3 protein-coding genes are annotated in these 2,724 nt (G+C 71.1%); all 3 read right to left on the bottom strand.

Annotated features, from left to right (window positions below; all coding sequences use genetic code 11):
- Nucleotides 1-288: prolipoprotein diacylglyceryl transferase family protein (locus tag GX015_RS06305; protein WP_291343670.1), on the bottom strand; the 288-nt coding region annotated here is incomplete at its 3' end.
- A complete protein-coding gene (gene trpA / locus GX015_RS06300; protein WP_291343668.1) occupies nucleotides 285-1,088 on the bottom strand; it encodes a tryptophan synthase subunit alpha in 804 nt (267 codons plus the stop codon). The genes GX015_RS06305 and trpA, both read right to left, overlap by 4 nt.
- Nucleotides 1,085-2,467 carry a tryptophan synthase subunit beta gene (gene trpB, locus GX015_RS06295; RefSeq protein ID WP_291343667.1) on the bottom strand — a complete coding sequence of 461 codons (1,383 nt, stop codon included), beginning with the start codon at nucleotides 2,465-2,467 and terminating at the stop codon, nucleotides 1,085-1,087. The genes trpA and trpB overlap by 4 nt, the downstream gene beginning before the upstream one ends.
- Between the last annotated feature and the right edge of the window lie 257 nt (nucleotides 2,468-2,724).

Here is a 2,724-nt window from a genome sequence, read left to right as displayed (position 1 = left end):
GATGTTGAACGCCTGCGCCGGGTTGCCGCCCTCGCCGAAGTACTTCGGCCAGTCGGTGAGCACGTGATAGATGCGGCCGCCGATGATGCCGGCCGGGATGGCGAAGATGGCGACGTCGAGGACTATCTCGGGGTCGCCGCCGCGGTCGGCGTAGCGGCGCTTGGCCCACAGCACGGCGATGACGATGCCCGCGAGGATGGACAGCGCGTAGCCGCGCAGCGGAATCGGGCCCAGCTGCCACACCCCTTGCGGGGGCGAGGGGATGTTGGCCAGCAGGTCGACGATCACTCGGCGGCCCCCGCGCTTTCCCGGTTGCCCGCGCGCACGCCGGCGGCCAGTTCGGAGGCCAGGGCGACGAGGTCGTCGCGGCCCGCGGTCGCGGCCTTGATCAGGGCCGAGCCGACGATGACGCCGTCGGCGAAGTCGGCGATTTCCTGGGCCTGCTCGCCGTTGGACACGCCGAGGCCCACGCACACGGGCAGGTCGGTGTACTCGCGGGTGCGGGACACCAGGACGCCGGCGGCGGAGTCGACGGCCTTCTGGGCGCCGGTGACGCCCATGTGGCTGGTGGCGTAGACGAAGCCGCCCGAGGCGCCGGCGGTCAGCGCGATGCGCTCGTTCGACGACGACGGCGCGACCAGGAAGATCGTGTCCAGGCCGTGCTTCTCCGCGGCGGCGAGCCAGCGGCCGGCCTCTTCGGGGATGAGGTCCGGGATGATGGCGCCCAGGCCGCCGGCGGCGGCGAAGTCCTCGGCGAACTTCTCGGGGCCGTACTGGAGGATCGGGTTCCAGTACGTCATGGTCACGCAGTTGCCGCCGGCGGCGGTGACCTCGCGGACGACGTGGAAGAGGTCCTTGATGCGGAAGCCCGCGTCGAGCGCGATGTCGGCGGCCTCCTGGATGGTCGGGCCGTCCATCATCGGGTCGGAGTACGGCAGGCCGACCTCGATGACGTCGGCGCCGGCGGCGACGACGGCGTTGATGTTGTCGATCGACCCCTCGACCGTCGGGTACCCGGCGGGCAGGTAGGCGATGAAGGCCGCGCGGTCCTCGGCGCGGACCGTGGCGAAAACGTCTGCGAGGCTCACTTGCCCTGCTCCTTCTTCTCTGCGTCGTTCATTTCGTCGCTGAGCTCATGGTCGGCCGACTCCGGGCCGGTGGTCTCCGCGGGCGTGCGGATGGTCTCCGGGTGCAGGTCGAACCAGCGTGCGGCGGTGTCCACGTCCTTGTCGCCGCGGCCGGAGATGTTGACGATGAGAACCGGCTCGCGGCCGAGGTCGTCGTGAAGCTGCTTTGCGACGACCCTCGCCGCCGCGACCGCGTGCGCGGACTCGATGGCCGGGATGATGCCCTCCGAACGGGAGAGGTCGCGGAAGGCGTCCATGGCCTGGGCGTCGGTGATGGGGACGTACTCCGCGCGGCCGGCGTCGGCGAGCTTGGAGTGCTCCGGGCCGACGCCCGGGTAATCGAGGCCGGCGGAGATCGAGTGGGACTCGATGATCTGGCCGTCCTCGTCCTGCATCAGCGCCGCGAAGGAGCCCTGGAAGACGCCCGGGTTGCCGCCCGCGGAAATCGGGGCGGCGTGGCGGCCGGTCTCCACGCCATCGCCCGCGGCCTCGGCGCCGATGAGGCGGACCGACTCGTCGCCGATGAAGTGGTGGAACAGGCCGATGGCGTTGGAGCCGCCGCCCACGCACGCGATGGCGGCGTCGGGCAGGGCTCCGGTGGCGGCGAGGATCTGCTGGCGCGCCTCGGCGCCGATGACGCGCTGGAAATCGCGCACCATCGCCGGGAACGGGTGCGGGCCGGCGGCCGTGCCGAAGCAGTAATAGGTGTCGTCCGCGTTGGCGACCCAGAAGCGCATGGCCTCGTTGATCGCGTCCTTGAGGGTGCGCGAACCGATCTGCACCTCGATGACCTCGGCGCCCAGCAGGCGCATGCGGGCGATGTTGAGCGCCTGGCGCTCCGCGTCGACCGCGCCCATGTAGATGCGGCACTCCAAGCCGAGCAGCGCACACGCCGTCGCGGTGGCCACGCCGTGCTGGCCGGCGCCGGTCTCCGCGATGATCTTGGTCTTGCCCATGTTCTTGGCCAACAGCACCTGGCCGAGCACGTTGTTGATCTTGTGGCTGCCGGTGTGGTTCAGGTCCTCGCGCTTGAGCCACACCTTCGCGCCGATCATTTCGCCGAACTTCGCCGCCGGGTAGAGCGGCGACGGGCGGCCGGTGTAATCGCGCTGGAGGCGGTCGAGCTCCTCGAGGAACGCCGCGTCCGTGCGGGCCTTGGCGTAGCCCTCGGTCACCTCGCCGATGACGGACATCAGGGCCTCGGGGATGTAGGTGCCGCCCCACTGCCCCCAGTGCCCCAGCTCATCGGGCTCGTGGTCGGTGGTCCGCGAAATGACCTCGCCCACGGTGGGCAGACGGTTGCCGGCGGCGTCCTTGTTCTTGAATTCCTGATCGTTCACCCGACCATTGTGACGCATCCGACCCAGGTGCGCGGGCACCGGGGTCGGAAGGGGCCGGGCGGAAAAGGGCGACATTTCCGAACGGATGCGAACGGGTGCCGGGCCGGTTGGGAAAGCCGGGCCCCGCGCGGAAAACCGCTCGCGGGTCAGGCCGCCGCTCCGTCGGCTCCTGCCCCACTCCGGGGGTGGGCTCCGGAGCCGGGCCGCGCCGGCGCTCCCGAGCTGCGAGGCGCCGGTGCTCCCCTAGCCGCGGGACG

Origin of the sequence: Corynebacterium sp. (assembly GCF_012837295.1) — a bacterium.
In the GTDB taxonomy this organism is placed as follows: domain Bacteria; phylum Actinomycetota; class Actinomycetes; order Mycobacteriales; family Mycobacteriaceae; genus Corynebacterium.
Note: the sequence above shows the minus strand (reverse complement) of the source record. Positions and strands in the feature narration are given on the sequence as shown.